Genomic DNA, 16,184 nt, shown 5'->3' on the forward strand with positions numbered 1-16,184 from the left:
AAGCAACATTATGCATTAAAAGGTTTACATTGTTGGATTTTTACTCTTAAACTTAGCGGTGGAGTGATGCATCACTCTATACATCGATGTTAGTTAATTAGGATTCCATGGAGATAGCTATGAAAAAAACAGCAATGGTTTTGCTGGCAACATTTGCAATGGCACAAGGTGCAATTGCAGCTGAAACAGTAGGTACTGCGAGTAGCACAACTGGTACTACAGCAACGGCTGGCGCTGGTTCTGCAGGCGCTGCAGGCGCTGGCGCAGCGGCTGGCGGCGTGGCAGCAAGCACCGCAGCAGCAGTAATGGCAGCAGCAGTAGCGGTTGCCGCGGTTGCAGCAAGCGATAACGATACAGCGACAACGACAACGGTTACTGCACAGAAATAATTGTGATGTGTTATCAGTAAGCAAAGCCGCCCTGTGCGGCTTTATTTTTTATTATCTCTATCAAGATATTAGTGATGGTGTATAAATTGTGTAAGTATCCCTCTGATATTGTTGATTAACTCACCACATTACCGTTATTCTTTGTCGACTTGCCTGTATTAAGGATTGTGATATGCGCTTAGCCCATCACGGCTTGCTTATTGTTACGCTTGCGCTCAGCGGCTGTGCGCCGCAAACGCAACATATTTCAGAAACACTCTCAGTGGCTTTATTTGGGGTCAGTGATGAACGCGCTACCGTGGATTACGCCCAAACGCTGCCTTATGCGTCTTTATTTGCTAGCTTAGATAACGCGCCTCATGCTCTGTTAGTGTTAGCTTGGGATGAGCCAGGACAACATAACGCGCTGGCTTTAAAATGGATTTCGGCTCAGCAAGAGCTCATTGTTACTGAAGCGGGACGCATTACCAAAACGGTTAATGTGGTGGTCGGTAATATTCAGCACCTCTACGCCAATCAACCCGACCCACTGAGTCAAAATCTATTGCTCGATAGCACCCCGAAAACTTGGCGTTATCAATTGAGCTGGCAAGATACTCAGCGCCATCAGCAACCCGCGGTTTCGACGTTTATTATTCATCCGCAACAAGAAAAAACCTTACCTAATGGCACTCAATCACTGATTTGGGTCGAAGAGCAAGTTTCATTGCCACTGACCAAGCAACGCTATACCAATCACTATTGGCTCGACCCAACGAACGGCAAAGTGATTGCCAGTGAACAGCGTTTGGGACCAAACGGGTCTCAACTGGCCTTATCCATTGCTAAACCTTTTGCAGGAGAATAAACCATGCGCTTTGCGTTATTGTTCGTGTCATTCTGGCTTCTGGTTAGTCAATCTAGTTTGGCAAGCACACCGGTTTCTTATCCTATATCAGGCTCTCGTAGCAATGATTCAAGCTTTAGCGCACAAGTGGCGATCTCAACCGCTCCACCGATGCTTAATTTGGTTGCCGAAGGTCCAGTACGTTTAGAGGCGATGATGATGGAAACGCTGCACGCCCAGCAACCCATCTTAAGTACCTTACAGGTCGATTGGCAGCGCGCCACCCTATTTACGCTCAATGCGCCTTTTGATCATCAAGCACAAGTATTAAAACAACTGGCCCTGCAACAAGATAATATATCGGCAGATCAAGCCCGAGCTTGGGAGCAGTTACGTAACCAATTGCGACGCAGTGAATTTGCTCAGCGTGAGTTTATCCCTCTTGATCCAGATGTGATTCGTGTTGTTGATCGGCACAACCCATTATTGCAAGGACAGTTTGCCCTTCATTTACCACTGCTCAGCGACCAAACGAGTGTCTCAGTATGGGGAGCGGTTAACGAGCCTACCCGTTTTGAATGGCAAGCCAATTTCAGTGCCAAAGATTATGCCCAGCAGGCACAGTGGATAAACCCGAGATTAAGTACCGTGGTGGTGATTCAGCCAAACGGCGATGTGCAATCTCACCCGGTTGGCTATTGGCAATCGCAGTCTCTGCCCATTCAGCCTGGTGCAATTATCTACGTTCCCTTTACACGCAGCCTGCTCGCTTCTCTATCACGCTCTGAGCTAGATCAAACCAATCAGCAAGTGGTTGAATTGCTTCGCCACCTTTTGCCTACTGAGTAACCATGATGATGTTAACTAACGGTTTCTTTAAATATTTAAGCTACACTGGTGTCTTATTGTTGACCCTCCCCGCCACCGCGCATCAGTACACTCAATCGAACTTTGGTGGCACTGGATTAATGCAAATGCCCAGCGCGCGCATGCAGCCAGAAGGGGAATTTAGCGTTGGTTTTAACCATAACGATGTCTATGATTTCTATACCGTTACTGTCCAGCTCTTTCCATGGTTAGAAACCACTGCTCGTTACGCTCAAGCGCACGATCTGTTGTATAGCGAAGACCCCTCTTTTAGCGGCAATACCAAATACACCGACAAATCGTTTGATATGAAGGTACGTTTGTTAGAAGAGAGCTACTGGCTGCCTCAAGTTTCCGTTGGTTTTCAAGATTTTGCAGGTACAGGACTGTTTGATGGTGAATATCTTGCGGCCAGTAAACGCTGGGGACCACTTGATGTTACCCTCGGTATTGGCTGGGGATATGTCGGTAACCGAGCCAATCTACGCGGTGATAAGTCGTTATCGGCTGACTGTGGACGAGATACCAGCTTTAAAACCGGTGGCGGCGATTTTAATATCGATCGTATGTTTAGCGGTTGTATGGCACTGTTTGGCGGCATTGAATATCAAACGCCTTATCAGCCATTGACCTTAAAAATTGAATACGATGGCAATGATTATCGCAGTGATTTTCCGGTCGAAAGGGGTAAAAACTCAATGACCCAATCAACGCCATGGAATTTTGGGCTTAATTATGCGATGACCGATTGGGCCAGCCTTCGTCTCAGTTATGAGCGCGGTAATACGCTTAATCTAGGGGTTAGGCTGCACAGCAATTTCTCTTACATTAAACCATTGTGGCTTGATGAACCCAAACCCGCTTATCAACCCAATGAACCTCGCACTCAGCTCAGCAATGAAGAGTGGCAAGCCTTGACCGAAGAAGTGGCTCAAGTCGCGGGTTATCAATCGGTTCGGCTCTACCAAAGTGATGACGCGGTGACAGTGACGGGCGAACAAAAGCGCTATCGAGATCGTCAAGAAGCTCATGAACGAGTCGCGCGCGTTGTGCTTAATAGCGGCATTGATACCGATGAACTGCGGATCATTGAAACGCGTAATCAACAGCCATTAACCGAAGTCGTTATTAACCGTGAGCAAGCTCATCAGGTTCTGAACCAAGCCTATATTGGTAGCCATATTGGTGATGCCAGCACAATCCAAGAGCCGTCGCCGATTGTCGGTGAACAACATACGCATCAAGATAAAGCGTGGGACTTTGGGCTCGCACCAGTATTGCAACAATCGTTTGGCGGATCTGAAAGTTTTTATCTGTATGCGATTGGCGTACGCGCCGATGCCAGTTGGCGCTTAGATGATCACTGGCTACTGTCTGGTAGTTTGTATGGCAACATTTACGATAACTACGACAAATTTAACTATACCGTACCGCCAGATGGTACCGATTTAAAACGAGTTCGCACCCTCAGCCGAGAGTATTTAGAAGACACGATTCGAGTTAACCATGCTCAGTTAACTTACTTTGATCACTTAGGCCACGGTGTGTATAACCAGTTCTATGGCGGTTACTTAGAGAGTATGTTTGCCGGTGTCGGAACCGAATGGCTCTATCGGCCACTCAATGATAACTGGGCATTTGGGGTTGATATTAACTACGTCGCGCAACGTGAAGCGGGATCCGCTTTTGGTATTTACCGTGATGAAGTCCAGTACGATAAAACCCTTAATCGCAATTATCGAGTACAAACCGGCACCGCCACTGGCCATGCCACGCTGTATTGGCAGCCGCAGTTTTGGTCATTACTGGATAACAGCTTATTAAAAGTCAGCGCTGGACGTTATTTGGCAGAAGATATTGGCGTCACTGTCGAGTTTTCTAAGCAATTTGCCAGTGGCGTGATTGTTGGCGCTTTTGCAGCGAAAACCGACCTCTCTGCTGATGAATTTGGTGAAGGTGGTTTTACTAAAGGCTTTTATATTTCAGTCCCACTAGAGATGATGACGGCGAAACATAATACCAACCGCGCGGCGATCAGTTGGATGCCGATTCAACGTGATGGTGGGCAAATGCTCGGTCGTCAACATAGTTTATTTGGTATGACGGACGCAAGAAGCCCATGGTATGAAAAACCGGTGAGTCGATAGAAGGGTCTAGGTTCTAGGTTCTAGGTTCTAGGTTCTAGGTTCTAGATTCTAGATTCTAGATTCTAGATTCTAGGAGACTATAAGTTCTAGGGTTTGCTTTTCCTAGAGCCTATGTCCTAGGCCCTAAGCTCTTTTCATGGCCCGATTTTTGCTTTATTTTCATCAATGAGATTCAGCAACGTCAATTGGCGACATTCAGAGACTTCATACGATGCAAAAACAAATTATAACCAGCGCTATCGCCCTTACCCTATTCGGCTGTGGCGGCGGAGAGAGCGGCAACTCTGGCAACCCAACGCCACCGGTAAAAAACTATACGATTGATTTTTTAGGGACTGATTTGCAAGCTACTACGGGGAACTGCCAAATTTTTGGGTACGGCCCTGAAAAAGAAAATGGAGAGCGAGAAAGAGTTATAGCTTTTAAAACTCAGCCATCAACGAGTCGCTATGAAGTCTTTATTCATAATGCGGATGGCACTGTAAGACAGCATTTCAGAGGAAGTGATCTCAATACTCAGCAACTTCGATTTGCACAAAATAAAATTCCTAATGATGGATATCTTAGCTTTGCCTATTTCCAAAGCCGAGCAGGCACAGATAGTGCCGATATCACTACTTTTGCAAAATCCGTATTACCAGATTCATTTTCAATCGAAACCCGTGTCGATAGAAGAGCTGATTCATGTTTAGGCCCAAGTAGCATAAATCCACAGGAAATTGAAGTAACAGGATATATTGAGAGGCTACCAGGTGTATCACACTTACTGTCTGGCTTTAATGCTCCTTATCAAAACTTAGCGGACATAACAGCGTTTTATCAACAAAACAACCCTGATACTAACCCTATCAAATTTAACTCACAGCGACGTCCTTTGTTAGCTATAAACTATGAAACAGATATCGATGGTAAAGCAATCAAAGCTCTTATGGGATTTAAATTTACACCTTTTTCGCAACCAATAGGAACCTCCGGAGAGCCGCTAAAACTTACACCAATAGTGGAAAAAGATAATCGATGGTATCCACCTCAAGATTTCAGTATTGAAAATGCGTTTTTATTTGTTAATGGCAAACAGGTACTACCTAGCGCTAATTATGCTTATTTGTGGCAACCACTGATTGAAAACAACACTGTTATCCATAATAAATTTAGCTATTCAGAAAGTATTGGTGATAACAATTACTACCTCTATTTGCAAGGCAAACAAGACGCCAATGGCAACCCTCTCTACTGGGGAATGCAACACGTCGCTCAAGGTACAACAAACAGAGGAGCGAGTATTAACGCTAATGAGCAGTTGAACCTAAATCAACTACCACCAGCCGAAGTACCAATATTAGATACTTGTAAAGCTGATTCAACTCGTCAATGTTTGCTCATTAATACTAATAACTTACCATCACATGCGGGCATTCAACGTGCCGTACTAACCGCTAATTCAATTAGTTCGCCGTTCTCACTAAAACAAGTATTTTATACTACTATTCAAGACGAACTTCCGATTTTATTATTTAACCGTTCAGGTCTTGATACTGGTTTAGATAAAAACACTGCAAATTCTTCAATATCTTTATTGATTAGCGACTCAAAAAGCGTACAGGAAGCATTTTTATATCAACACCAAACGTTCGAACCAGAAAGGCTCTCTGACCTAAACATAGATTACCTCCCACTCCTCAAAAACATCGCTGCCCAGCAAGATCAACAAGACTTGCTTAAACGCCAACCTTATACCTGGGTATGGTTAGAAGAATAAAGTAAGTAGGACTCTAGGGCCTAGGTTCTAGGTTCTAGGTTCTAGGTTCTAGGTTCTAGGTTCTAGGTCCTAGGTCCTAAAGCCTAGATTCCTAAACCTTCCCCACCTCCCCCTTTCCTGCTACTATTTTGTGAGACTTTTTAGCATAAGGTAGAACAGGTTATGATCATCGTCACTGGCGGTGCTGGCATGATTGGCAGCAATATTATCAAGGCCCTGAATGAACGCGGCATTAGCGATATTTTAGTGGTAGACCATTTAAAAAATGGCCGTAAGTTCAAAAATTTAGTCGACTTAAACATTGCCGACTATATGGATCGTGATGATTTTCTGACCCAGATTATGGCCGGGGATGATTTTGGCCCAATTGATGCCGTATTTCATGAAGGCGCGTGCTCTGCGACGACCGAGTGGGATGGCAAATATGTGATGCTCAATAACTACGAATATTCTAAAGAGCTACTGCATTACTGCCTCGACCGTGAAATCCCATTCCTTTATGCTTCCTCGGCGGCAACCTATGGCGATACCGATACCTTTATTGAAGAGCCACAATATGAAGGTGCATTAAACGTTTACGGTTATTCCAAGCAGCAATTTGATAACTATGTCCGCCGCCTATGGCAAGACGCTGCCGAGCATAAAGAGAAGCTCTCGCAAATTACTGGCTTTCGGTACTTTAACGTCTATGGCCCACGTGAGCAGCACAAAGGTTCAATGGCCTCGGTCGCTTTCCACTTAAATAATCAAATGAACGCTGGGGAAAATCCAAAGCTGTTTGCGGGTAGCGAACACTTTAAACGCGATTTTGTTTATGTTGGCGATGTCGCAGCGGTCAACTTATGGTTTATGGACAGTGGCGTATCGGGCATTTTTAACTGCGGTACTGGTAATGCAGAATCGTTTAATGAAGTCGCCAACGCCGTCATTAAGCATCACGGTAAAGGGCAAGTAGAAACGATCCCCTTCCCTGAGCATCTAAAAGGTGCTTACCAAGAATATACGCAAGCGGATTTAACCAAATTACGCGCCGCAGGTTGTGATATGACATTCAAAACCGTTGCTGAAGGTGTCGCTGAATACATGGCGATCATCAATCATTAATTTGTTGAGAGAGGATGATACTGTGAAAATAGCCGTTGCAGGAACAGGCTACGTGGGCTTATCAAACGCCATGTTGCTCGCTCAACACAATCAGGTGGTTGCCGTTGATATCATTGAAGAAAAAGTTGCGATGCTTAACCAAAAGCAATCGCCGATTGTTGACCACGACATTGAGGATTTTCTGCGTAACAAAAATCTTAATTTTGTTGCCACTCTTGATAAAATCCAAGCTTATCAAGACGCGGATTTTGTGATTATTGCCACGCCAACAGATTATGACCCAACGACCAACTACTTCAATACCGCCTCTGTTGAAGCGGTGATTCGTGATGTGATGGCGATAAATCCTAATGCGGTGATGGTCATTAAATCTACCGTTCCGGTTGGTTATACAGAGCAAGCTAAACAGCAGTTCCAGTGTGAGAACATTCTCTTTTCACCTGAATTTTTGCGTGAAGGAAAAGCCTTATACGATAATTTGTATCCCTCTCGCATTATTGTCGGTGAGCAGAGTGAGCGGGCGCAGGTGTTTGCCAATCTATTATTGGCAGGAGCGATCAAAGATCAGGTTCCTGTACTGTTGACCAATTCCACTGAAGCCGAAGCGGTAAAATTGTTCTCCAATACCTATCTGGCGATGCGTGTGGCTTATTTTAATGAGCTCGATACTTATGCTGAAGTGCATGGCTTAGATAGCCGACAAATTATTGAAGGGGTTGGATTGGATCCGCGAATTGGTAACCACTACAACAACCCTTCATTTGGCTATGGCGGCTATTGTCTACCCAAAGATACCAAACAGCTCTTAGCCAATTATCAAGCGGTGCCGAATAATATTATTGGCGCGATTGTCGATGCCAACCGTACTCGCAAAGACTTTATTGCTGATTCAATACTAAAACGTAATCCCAAGGTGGTTGGTATCTATCGGCTGATCATGAAAACAGGATCGGATAATTTCCGCGCTTCAAGTATTCAAGGGATCATGAAACGCTTAAAAGCCAAAGGAATTGAAGTGATTGTCTATGAGCCGGCACTCAAAGAGAGTCACTTCTTCCATTCAAAAGTGATTAATGATTTAGATACGTTTAAACAAGAGGCTGATGTGATTGTCTCTAACCGTATGACCGATGATCTCAAAGATTGTGCTAGTAAAGTGTATACCCGTGATTTGTTCGGAAGTGATTAGTCTCTAGTGCTATTTAGCCTTTACTCCTACTCTTGCATAGTCGTGGTGCAACAATTGCGCCGCGACCATCACGGCGCCTTTTATATCGTAACCTTATAGAGAGTATCACCTATCATTTTGTCAGATTGTTTCTGTTCCGCTCTGTAGGGAGCTGCTATACTTTGCTGATAATTCAAACAATATTTTCGCTTTTATATTGGGTAGTTTATGTCTTTACCACGCAATGACTTTGATCAATACGCCTATAATCCAAGGTTTCAATGGCGTTTTTTTCACCCTCGTTACTGGGGAACGTGGCTAGCGATTCTCATCGCTTGTCTGATCAGTTTTCTACCTACCAGCTTTAAACGCACCATCGCCCATGGACTTGCTCGTTTAGCCGTTAATGTGAAAAGTAAAGCCAATAACCGCGCCAGAGTGAATTTGGCGATGTGCTTTCCAGATAAAACTGAGTCTGAACGAGAAGCTATTCTGAGCAAAATGTACGTCACTTCAACGATGTTTTTGATGAGTTTTCCTTCAATTACATTAAGAAGTAAACAATGGCTCGAAAAGCAAACGACGGTCAGAGGGTTTGAACATCTCGATCAGGTACTCAATCGTGGAGACAACGTTATTCTTTTATTACCACATACTTGGTCGATTGATATTCCTGCGATTTTTTTAGCCTCTCAAGGTTTACCGATAACGGCTATTATCAAACAACAACAAAACCTACTTTCTGACTGGTTGATGCATAGACAACGTGTACAGTATGGTGGACGTATCAATCAACGAGAGGCGGGTATAAAGCGCTTTATTCATGCTATTCGTAAAGATGGTTATTTAGGCTATTACTTACCCGATGAAGATTTAGGTCGTGAGCACAGTGTGTTTGTTGATTTTTTTGCAACCCAAAAAGCGACTATGGCAGGATTAGGACGTTTAACCACGTTGAGTAAAGCAAAAGTTGTCCCTCTGTTCACGATGTTTAACACTGACACAGGGGGTTATGAACTGGATTTTTATCCCCCCTTACCCTTTCCAACTGGCGATGAACAACAAGATGCGCGAATGATGAATGAGTGTATTGAAGCGTATGTCACCGAGCGTCCAGAGCAATATATGTGGATTTTACGTTTGTTAAAAACCCGCCCTAACTCAGAGGTGAATCCTTATAATGCAAATCAATAAATACACATCTGTTGCTATGATAGACAATGGCTATCCTGCATCACAGATATGCAGCAACAAAAATCACTCATATACTATCGTTGAAAGTGAAAAAAGCATAACTTACATAAGTGAACGCCGATGATAAAGCCATATAATACGCGCTATAATAATCTAATTTCTCTAGTCCTATGCAGCTTCCCAGTATTTTGTTTAGCGCTGGGTAAAGGCTACAATTACCCAGCTATTTTGCTTCTGATTACTTCACTGCTAACGTTCTCTTATTGGGTAAAAAAAGCCACCTTTACTCGTCCTGTTATCATTATTAGTATTACATTTATTGCTTACTTTTCTTCTTATCTTCTATCTTGGTTTGTTTATGGTGGAAAGCCATCAGATTTAGATCAGGCGAGTCGATTTATTCTTGTTCTACCCATTTTATTTATGCTAATTCACTTTCGAATTCGATCTCAATGGTTTTTTTATTCATTATGTATCGGGGCGATAATCGCTGGAATTATCTCTATCATTCATGTTTACCATATGGACTTCTCACGGGCATTTACTGGGCAAAATAGTCATTGGTGGCTGAGAGGTTATATGCCGATTCAATCTGGCAATATGGCAATGACGTTAGGTTTTCTTGCCCTAGCAATCAGTTTTTATGCTTTAAAAACACGTCAATTCACTTTGCTCATCGTCAGTTTACTAGGTAGTTTTGGTGGGGTGCTGGCGAGTTTTCTATCAGGAAGTAGAGGAGCATGGATTGCGGTACCTTTTGTCTTACTTTATTTACTCTGGGCTAATAAGTCATTGTTGAGTAAAAAGATAATTGTGATCATCTCAGTAATCACTATTGGCATTGCCTTAACTATTTCATCGATTGACCGCGTACAAGACCGTGTCGCTACGGCAGTGCATGAGATTCAACAGTATGAGCAAGATAATCGATACTCGTCATTAGGCATACGATTCGAGCTGTGGAAAAACGCCCTACTGACGTTTAAAACTTCTCCGCTCATTGGCGTTGGTGAAGTAGAACGTTACACGCTACAAAAAATACATGGCGATCAGGGTCTTATTGACTACAAGGTTGCTCACAACTTTTTTTCTCATGCACATAACCAATATTTAGAAGATCTTTCAATTCGTGGTTTAGTGGGCTTGATAGCTTTATTAGCCCTATTTTTGATACCATTAAAATTAAGTACTTCTCGTTACGTCAACCCGCGAAATCCTAAGCATCAATTAGTTTCCCAATTGGTGATTGTGCATATTCTGTTATTTATTTTTTATCAGCTGACTCAAGCAATGTTTAGCCACAACTCTGGAACCATTTTTTTCTCGGTCATGACGGTAGCACTGTTAAGTTTAGTTTACACTATAGAACCATTAGAAAATGAGCAAAATTAAAGCGATGTCTCATCGTACATTTAATAACAGAAACAACATGAAAATTCTAATCATTGGCCCATCTTGGGTGGGCGATATGGTGATGTCGCAATGTTTATATATCACCCTTAAACAGCAGTATCCGAATGCTTTGATTGATGTTATGGCTCCCGCGTGGTGTAAACCGATTTTAGAACGTATGCCTGAAGTCCATCGCGCATTAGAACTGCCTTTTGGCCATGGCGAATTTAATTTTTTTGCTCGTCGAGCTCTTGGGCTATCCCTACGTGGTCAATATGATCACGCCTACGTTCTACCTAATTCGGCTAAATCAGCTCTGATCGCTTGGTTTGCGCGTATCCCTGTACGTACAGGCTGGAAGGGAGAGATGCGCTATGCTCTTTTAAACGATCTTCGGAGCAATAAGAAGCAGTTCCAATATATGACCGAGCGTTATGTCGCACTGGCTTACGATAAATCAACCATGACTGGCTCTGATGCTTTAGGGGGCTTAGATAAGCTACCAAAGCCTAAATTGACCATTACACCAGAGCAACAGCAAACTACCGCTAGAAAGTTTTCTTTATCGCAAGGTGATACCGTTGGCCTTTGCCCTGGCGCCGAATTTGGCCCCGCCAAACAGTGGCCAACCGCTCATTACGCCCAAGTTGCCACCTATTTGCTGCAGCAAGGTAAGCAGGTATGGTTATTTGGTTCAGCAAAAGACAGCGTGACGACTCAAGCGATTATTGAACAGGTTCCGGAAATACTTAGAGCCAACTTGGTTGATTTAGCTGGAAAGACCAGCTTAATTGAAGCCGTTGACTTACTCTCTTGCTGCCAAACCGTGATTAGTAACGACTCGGGGTTAATGCACGTGGCTGGGGCTGCCGGCTGTCAGGTTATCGGTGTTTATGGCTCAACCTCCCCGCATTACACGCCTCCTTTAGCGAAGAAAAGTGCTATTGTCCATACAGACATAGAGTGTCGTCCTTGCTTTAAACGTGAATGCCCTTATGGCCATTTAAAGTGCCTAACTGAGTTAGCACCACAACAAGTGATTATGGCCTTGCAGACCTTTGAGTCGTCAAGTGTGGAGCTATAACGTGTTGATTCGCTGGCTATACAGTACACTGCTATTACTCGCAGCGCCTTTTATGCTTCGTTCATTGTATAAAAGTAAGCCAGGTAAACCACCTTTTGGTTCTCGTTGGCCAGAACATTTTGGGCGAACCCCAAAACTCAATAGCTCAGAAAGTCCGATTTGGATTCATGCTGTATCCGTCGGTGAATCAATAGCCGCCACACCAATTATCCATGCGATTAAACAACATAATCCACAGCAATCGATCATTGTTACCACAACTACCAGTACCGGTGCGCAACAAATTGCCAAATTAGGCAATCTGGTTGAACATCGCTATATGCCGTTGGATTTTTCCTATTGTGTGCGTCGATTTTTAAACGTGGTCCAACCAAGTCAGCTGCTGATCATCGAAACGGAATTATGGCCGAATACCCTACGCTGTGTTGCTCAACACTCGATTCCGATCACCGTAATTAATGCTCGTCTTTCTGAACGATCTTGTCAGCGATATCAACGATTTCAAGTGGTTTTTGATCAACTAGCGTCTCATATTACTAAGCTGTTATGCCAGTATCCAAGTGACGCTGAACGCTTTTTACGATTAGGCGTTGCAAAAGAAAAAGTCATGGTCACGGGTTCAATAAAGTTTGATCTAAATATCAATCATGAGGTAATCCAAGCCGGTCAGCAGCTTCGTCAACAGTTGGGTCCACATCGCCCAATATGGATCGCCGCAAGTACCCACAAAGGTGAAGATGAACTTTGCTTGGTCGCTCATCGGCAAGTATTGACTATTTACCCAGACGCTTTGCTGATCCTTGTACCACGCCACCCAGAACGTTTTGATACGGTCGCACAACTTTGTAGAGCTGAAGGTTTTACTTTAAGTCGACGAACAGAGCCAACAACCGTAAAGACTCAGATTTATCTTGGAGATACCATGGGTGAGATGCTGACCTTGATTGGTAGTGCGGATATTTGCTTTATGGCTGGGAGCTTATTGGGTAATAAAGTCGGAGGGCACAACCCGCTAGAACCAGCAGCGTTAGCAAAGCCGATACTTAACGGTCCCAGTTATTATAATTTCAGTGAGGTGACAGAGGCTTTATTAACGGCGAATGCGCTACGCCTTTGCGCTTCCCCTCAAGAGATCGCTCACACCCTGATTGAGCTATTCAATCACCCTGATGCGGCACAGGCGCAGGGGCAAAAAGCCGCGCAAGTAGTCGCGGCCAATCGTGGCGCGCTAGAAAAAACCGTAGCGGTTATTTTCTCTACAAATTAAGAGACATATCCCGCTAATAGTGATTGCCATTGCTGCGTTTGCCAGTGAATACCATATCGCAGCTGCTCTTTGTGAAAAGAGCGCAGCAAACGCTGTAAATTCGCTTCTTTCCAATGTTCACCGGGTTGCTGATAGCATTTATCAAAATCGATAATCCATACCTTGTCTTGATCATCGATTAAAATATTGTGAATGTTAAGATCGGTATGATTGACTTGGGCGCGATGTAACTTGGCAATCTGTTGACCTATTAAAAAATAATGTCGCTCATCGAGCGGGTTTTCCTGCAAAATCGCCACCAGATCACGGGCATTGGTGATTTTTTCACTCAATAAATCGGCTTGATAAACCAGTCCGCGCTTAACCGCTCGCGCAGCTATCGGACGAGGTACATTCACTCCTTGTTGACGTAAATGTACCAACAGATGAAATTCAGCATAGCTGCGCGTTTTATGCCATCCTTGAAACCAATATTGATCGCTAACTACCTTGCCAAATAATCCACCACGACGGTAATGACGCAACGCCGCCTCTATATGCTGCATAGCAACAAACCACGTCGTTCCCCGTCCCTTAGCACTGCCAATGATTTTTTGTTCAGCTTGCCAATAGTCGGTATCAAAAAGATGGTGAAGAGGCTCACTGACCCATTGGTCGTCATACCAAATCATTTGCTGCTTGAGCGAGCATTGTTTAATCATTACGACTGATCCTTAACGCCTGTTATAGATAATGAACATAAAGTAATACACTCCAGATAAGCCCTGCGAGTAATAATGTCACCATTACCGCCGCAGAGCCGATATCTTTCGCACGTCCACTCAACTCATGACGCTCAGAACCGACCCTATCCACCACAGCTTCTATCGCTGAGTTAAGTAATTCGACGATCAATACCAGCACGACGCTGGAGAACATGACTAATCGTTCCAACACAGGCAAATCGAGCAAGCACAGAATCGCTCCAGCAATCACCAACAGTAGCAACTCTTGACGAATAGCCGCTTCATGTTGAAAAGCTGCTTTTAACCCTTGCCATGAATAACCGGTCGCGTTGATGACGCGGCGTAATCCTGTCGCGCCAGGTTTTCCGCTAAAGGGAGGTTGCATAATGAATATCTCTCATTTTATGGTGGATTCAAAAAGGCTTATTTTACATTTATCGGCAGACTCTGCATAATTTAGGCTCATTAATGAGTGAGCTTTTTCCATGCCCCTGTTTTCTTCACCACCTCAGTCTGTCTGTTTTTTACGCCTTTCGGCGATAGGTGATGTCTGTCATGCCGTTGCCGCCGTTCAAGCTCTGCAAAAACACTGGCCAGACACCAAAGTGACTTGGATCATTGGCAAAGTTGAAGCCCAGTTATTGCAAGGCTTAAACAATGTCGAGCTGATCATCTTCGATAAAAAAGCGGGCTTCGCCGGCATGAAAGCGGTTTGGCGACAGTTAAAAGGTCGACGATTTGATGCCCTTATCCATATGCAGCTTGCGCTGCGAGCCAGCTTACTGACGTTAGGGATTCACGCTCAATACAAAGTCGGCTTTCATCGCCAACGAGCGAAAGAAGGTCAGTGGTTATTTACGAACCGTAAAATCGCTGATCATCAATCTACTCACGTCTTAGACAGTTTTTTAGCCTTTGTTGAGTATCTCGGTGTACCTCGCACAGCCCCAACGTGGTCAATGCCGATTGGCGAGCCAGAACGAGCTTTTGCTCGTCAACAATTACACGATAAGCCAAGTGTGGTGATTTGTCCTGCTGCCAGTAAAGATGAACGAAATTGGTTAACCGAGCGTTATGCCCAATTTGCCGATTATGTCACCACTCAAGGTTATCAAGTGGTGCTATGCGGGTCGCCTGCACCACGAGAAGTTCAATTAGCAGCAACAATCTCAGAATTAATGACTCAGCCGGTCATCAATTTGGTAGGCAAAACCAGCTTAAAACAATTAACTGCTGTACTGGGTGAAGCTAAGTTAGTACTTGCTCCTGATTCAGGGCCGGCTCATATTGCAACAACCCAAGGCACGCCTGTGTTAGGCTTGTATGCGCACAGTAACCCCAAACGCACAGGTCCTTATTTTAATATTGGGGATGTCGTCAGCGTCTATGAGGATAACGTGACCAAGCAACAGGCAAAACCTCTCAGTGAGCTGGCTTGGAGCACGCGGGCCAAAGGCACGGATTTGATGCAACAGATCACTGTATCCGTAGTGATTGAAAGATTTGAACATATGATGAAAGGTGTAGTACTTAATGACTAAATCCACTCCGACGTTGGCTGTCGCCTTAATCGTCAAAAATGAAGCAAAACATTTACAAGCTTGCCTCGAGACAGTCGCTGATTGGGTTGATGAGATTGTTATTCTTGATTCTGGTAGTAATGACGCAACAGAATCGATTGCTCGTCGCTTTACTGACAAGTTCTTTGTGAACAAAGACTGGCAAGGCTTCGGATCTCAGCGCCGTTTAGCCCAATCCTATATAACTGCAGATTATGTACTATGGCTAGATGCCGATGAGCGAGTCACTCCAGAATTGAAAGCGAGTATTTTACAAGCCGTAAAACATGATAAACCCAACACTGTGTATCAGATCGATCGCTTAACTACGGCCTTTGGTAAACAAATTCATTATTCTGGCTGGTCACCTGATTGGGTTACTCGCCTTTATCGGACTTGTGAAACACAATATAACACGGCTTTAGTGCACGAAAGCGTTGAAATTCCCTCTCATCTAACACTCAAGTCTCTATCTGGTTATTTACAGCACTACACTTTTGAGTATCTACCACAATACACAGCAAAAACTCAGCATTATATGAAAGCGTGGGTTGATCAACGAGAAGGTAAAAAATCCGCAACCTTAACTGGTGCAGTATTACATGGCTTTTTCCGTTTTTTTAAAATGTATATTCTAAAACGTGGTTTTTTAGATGGGCGGCATGGACTATTACTGGCGATTTTAAGTGCTAACACCACATTT

At 44.0% G+C, this 16,184-nt stretch carries 15 protein-coding genes; 13 read left to right on the top strand and 2 right to left on the bottom strand.

Annotation, left to right across the window (positions count from 1 at the left end; all coding sequences use genetic code 11):
• The first annotated feature begins 119 nt into the window (after positions 1–119).
• The 11 genes from CAG60_RS01655 to waaA all read left to right on the top strand — a co-directional run bounded on the left by CAG60_RS01655 (position 120) and on the right by waaA (position 13,197).
• Entirely contained in the window at positions 120–389 is a 270-nt protein-coding gene (locus CAG60_RS01655; RefSeq protein WP_161438121.1) for a hypothetical protein, read from the top strand.
• Positions 390–561: 172 nt separating this feature from the next.
• Positions 562–1,236, top strand: a complete 675-nt coding sequence (locus CAG60_RS01660; RefSeq protein ID WP_161438122.1) for a YjbF family lipoprotein — start codon at positions 562–564, stop codon at positions 1,234–1,236.
• 3 nt (positions 1,237–1,239) lie between these two features.
• On the top strand, positions 1,240–2,064 hold the full coding sequence (locus CAG60_RS01665; RefSeq protein ID WP_161438123.1) for a capsule biosynthesis GfcC D2 domain-containing protein: 825 nt from the start codon (positions 1,240–1,242) through the stop codon (positions 2,062–2,064).
• A 2-nt stretch (positions 2,065–2,066) separates the two neighbouring features.
• Positions 2,067–4,229 (top strand): YjbH domain-containing protein, encoded by a 2,163-nt coding sequence (locus CAG60_RS01670; RefSeq protein WP_161438124.1) that lies wholly within the window; start codon positions 2,067–2,069, stop codon positions 4,227–4,229.
• A gap of 211 nt (positions 4,230–4,440) precedes the next feature.
• Positions 4,441–5,988 carry a hypothetical protein gene (locus CAG60_RS01675; protein WP_161438125.1) on the top strand — a complete coding sequence of 516 codons (1,548 nt, stop codon included), beginning with the start codon at positions 4,441–4,443 and terminating at the stop codon, positions 5,986–5,988.
• A gap of 162 nt (positions 5,989–6,150) precedes the next feature.
• Positions 6,151–7,092 carry an ADP-glyceromanno-heptose 6-epimerase gene (gene rfaD / locus CAG60_RS01680; protein ID WP_161438126.1) on the top strand — a complete coding sequence of 314 codons (942 nt, stop codon included), beginning with the start codon at positions 6,151–6,153 and terminating at the stop codon, positions 7,090–7,092.
• Between the two features lie 22 nt (positions 7,093–7,114).
• On the top strand, positions 7,115–8,281 hold the full coding sequence (locus CAG60_RS01685) for a nucleotide sugar dehydrogenase (protein WP_161438127.1): 1,167 nt from the start codon (positions 7,115–7,117) through the stop codon (positions 8,279–8,281).
• A 207-nt stretch (positions 8,282–8,488) separates the two neighbouring features.
• Complete coding sequence (gene lpxM, locus CAG60_RS01690) at positions 8,489–9,454, top strand: lauroyl-Kdo(2)-lipid IV(A) myristoyltransferase (RefSeq protein ID WP_161438128.1); 966 nt, start codon at positions 8,489–8,491, stop codon at positions 9,452–9,454.
• Between the two features lie 120 nt (positions 9,455–9,574).
• Positions 9,575–10,846, top strand: coding sequence for an O-antigen ligase family protein (locus tag CAG60_RS01695; protein ID WP_161438129.1), 1,272 nt, complete (start codon positions 9,575–9,577; stop codon positions 10,844–10,846).
• A gap of 37 nt (positions 10,847–10,883) precedes the next feature.
• Positions 10,884–11,930 (top strand): lipopolysaccharide heptosyltransferase II, encoded by a 1,047-nt coding sequence (gene waaF, locus CAG60_RS01700; RefSeq protein ID WP_161425638.1) that lies wholly within the window; start codon positions 10,884–10,886, stop codon positions 11,928–11,930.
• Position 11,931: 1 nt separating this feature from the next.
• Complete coding sequence (waaA, locus tag CAG60_RS01705; protein ID WP_161438130.1) at positions 11,932–13,197, top strand: lipid IV(A) 3-deoxy-D-manno-octulosonic acid transferase; 1,266 nt, start codon at positions 11,932–11,934, stop codon at positions 13,195–13,197.
• On the opposite strand, the gene CAG60_RS01710 is transcribed toward waaA, so the two are convergent.
• Positions 13,194–13,898 (bottom strand): 3-deoxy-D-manno-octulosonic acid kinase, encoded by a 705-nt coding sequence (locus tag CAG60_RS01710; protein WP_161425640.1) that lies wholly within the window; start codon positions 13,896–13,898, stop codon positions 13,194–13,196. The genes waaA and CAG60_RS01710 overlap by 4 nt on opposite strands.
• Positions 13,899–13,920: 22 nt before the next feature.
• Positions 13,921–14,307: a diacylglycerol kinase gene (locus CAG60_RS01715; RefSeq protein WP_040905696.1), complete on the bottom strand. Its 387-nt coding sequence runs from the start codon at positions 14,305–14,307 to the stop codon at positions 13,921–13,923.
• Between the two features lie 100 nt (positions 14,308–14,407).
• Here CAG60_RS01715 and CAG60_RS01720 point away from each other — a divergent pair, with 100 nt between their 5' ends.
• Entirely contained in the window at positions 14,408–15,463 is a 1,056-nt protein-coding gene (locus CAG60_RS01720) for a glycosyltransferase family 9 protein (RefSeq protein ID WP_161438131.1), read from the top strand.
• Positions 15,456–16,184, top strand: a 729-nt coding sequence (locus tag CAG60_RS01725; protein ID WP_161438132.1) for a glycosyltransferase family 2 protein, incomplete at its 3' end; no start/stop codon positions are given. The genes CAG60_RS01720 and CAG60_RS01725, both read left to right, overlap by 8 nt.

Origin of the sequence: Vibrio sp. V33_P6A3T137, from assembly GCF_009904835.1 — a bacterium.
Classification (GTDB): Bacteria; Pseudomonadota; Gammaproteobacteria; order Enterobacterales; family Vibrionaceae; genus Vibrio; species Vibrio metschnikovii.

Excerpts from the sequence above, each read along its gene's own strand:
- CAG60_RS01655 (WP_161438121.1), top strand. The coding sequence starts at position 120 with ATGAAAAAAACAGCAATGGTTTTGCTGGCAACATTTGCAATGGCACAA.
- CAG60_RS01660 (WP_161438122.1), top strand. The coding sequence starts at position 562 with ATGCGCTTAGCCCATCACGGCTTGCTTATTGTTACGCTTGCGCTCAGC.
- CAG60_RS01665 (WP_161438123.1), top strand. The coding sequence starts at position 1,240 with ATGCGCTTTGCGTTATTGTTCGTGTCATTCTGGCTTCTGGTTAGTCAA.
- CAG60_RS01670 (WP_161438124.1), top strand. The coding sequence starts at position 2,067 with ATGATGATGTTAACTAACGGTTTCTTTAAATATTTAAGCTACACTGGT.
- CAG60_RS01675 (WP_161438125.1), top strand. The coding sequence starts at position 4,441 with ATGCAAAAACAAATTATAACCAGCGCTATCGCCCTTACCCTATTCGGC.
- rfaD (WP_161438126.1), top strand. The coding sequence starts at position 6,151 with ATGATCATCGTCACTGGCGGTGCTGGCATGATTGGCAGCAATATTATC.
- lpxM (WP_161438128.1), top strand. The coding sequence starts at position 8,489 with ATGTCTTTACCACGCAATGACTTTGATCAATACGCCTATAATCCAAGG.
- CAG60_RS01695 (WP_161438129.1), top strand. The coding sequence starts at position 9,575 with ATGATAAAGCCATATAATACGCGCTATAATAATCTAATTTCTCTAGTC.
- waaF (WP_161425638.1), top strand. The coding sequence starts at position 10,884 with ATGAAAATTCTAATCATTGGCCCATCTTGGGTGGGCGATATGGTGATG.
- CAG60_RS01710 (WP_161425640.1), bottom strand. The coding sequence starts at position 13,898 with ATGATTAAACAATGCTCGCTCAAGCAGCAAATGATTTGGTATGACGAC.
- CAG60_RS01715 (WP_040905696.1), bottom strand. The coding sequence starts at position 14,307 with ATGCAACCTCCCTTTAGCGGAAAACCTGGCGCGACAGGATTACGCCGC.
- CAG60_RS01720 (WP_161438131.1), top strand. The coding sequence starts at position 14,408 with ATGCCCCTGTTTTCTTCACCACCTCAGTCTGTCTGTTTTTTACGCCTT.